The following is a 1,257-nucleotide window of genomic DNA, read 5'->3' on the forward strand; positions in this document are numbered from 1 at the left end:
TGATGTGCCTCGGGTTCTGTGGAGTCGGCTTGGTTGGCCGTCATGCCAGCTGGGTGTTTGCGTAGAGCATCTCGTATTCGACCGGAGTGCGCATCCCCAGGGCGCTGTGGCGTCGTTGGCGGTTGTGGAAGATCTCCAGGTACTCGAAGATCGCGTTCGCCAGCTCGATGCGAGTGTTCCACCGCCGCCGATTAAGCAATTCGGTCTGCATCCGGCCCCAGAACGACTCGATGACCGCATTGTCGAAGCAGTCGCCGATCGACCCCATCGACGGCACCAGCCCCGAAGCCTTGGCCCGCTCAGTGAACGCCCAGGAGGTGTATTGGACCCCGTGGTCGGAGTGGATCACCGTCCCGGCCTGCGGGTTCCGGTTGTGGATGGCCATGCCGAGCGCGTTGGTGACCAGGGTGGCGGTCTGCGTGGAGTCGATGGACCAGCCCACCACCCGCCGGGAGTAGGCATCCAGCACGACGCAGCAGTAGACCTTGCCCTCCCGGGTCGGGTGCTCGGTGATATCGGTGACCCACAACTGATCCGGGCCGGAGCGGGCGAACAGCCGGTCGACCATGTCGGTGGCAGTCGGCACCTGCGGAACCGGGCGCCGGCGGCGGTTACCGGGCAGCCCCTTGATGCCCGCGCGGTGCATCAGCATCGTCACCTGGCCGTGCCCGACCGCGATGCCCCGGCCGAGGGTGAGCTCGGCATGCACGCGGCGGGCGCCGTAGACGCCGCGGGAGGCGGCGTGGGCCTGCCGGATCACCTCGGTCAGCCAGGCGTGCCGCACCGATCGCGGCGACGGCGGGCGAGAGCGCCAGGCGTAGTAGCCCGACTCCGACACACCCATCACCCGGCAGCACACCTGCACCGGCAGCCCTTCACCGGCCATCACCGCGATGGCCTCAAACCGCCTTTTGGGGACACCACCTCTCGCAGCAGCTCATTGGCCCGCCGCGTCACCGCCAGCTCGGTCTCCAGCTCGGCGATCCGGCGCCGGGCGGCCACCAGTTCGGCCTGGTCGCTGGAGGTGATGCCAGGCTCCAGTCCTGCGTCGATGCGGTCTTGTCTGCGCCAGTTGTAGATGGTCTGGTCGCTGATCTGCAGATCGGCGGCCACCTGTTGCACGGTGCGGCCGGCCTTCAGCAGGTCCAGGACTTTGCGACGGAACTCGGGGGGATAGCTCCTCGGCATGCTGACCTCTCTCGGGGTTCAGGCATGCCAGTCAACCAAAGTGACTCCATGAAAGCCGGTGAACATCAC

1 pseudogene is annotated in these 1,257 nt (G+C 67.1%); it reads right to left on the reverse strand.

Annotation, left to right across the window (positions count from 1 at the left end):
* Positions 1–40: 40 nt before the first annotated feature.
* Positions 41–1,188: pseudogene (locus ABZ857_RS44275) on the reverse strand (IS3 family transposase).
* Positions 1,189–1,257: the final 69 nt, after the last annotated feature.

This window comes from Microbispora sp. NPDC046933 (assembly GCF_040644635.1).
Taxonomy (GTDB): Bacteria; Actinomycetota; Actinomycetes; order Streptosporangiales; family Streptosporangiaceae; genus Microbispora.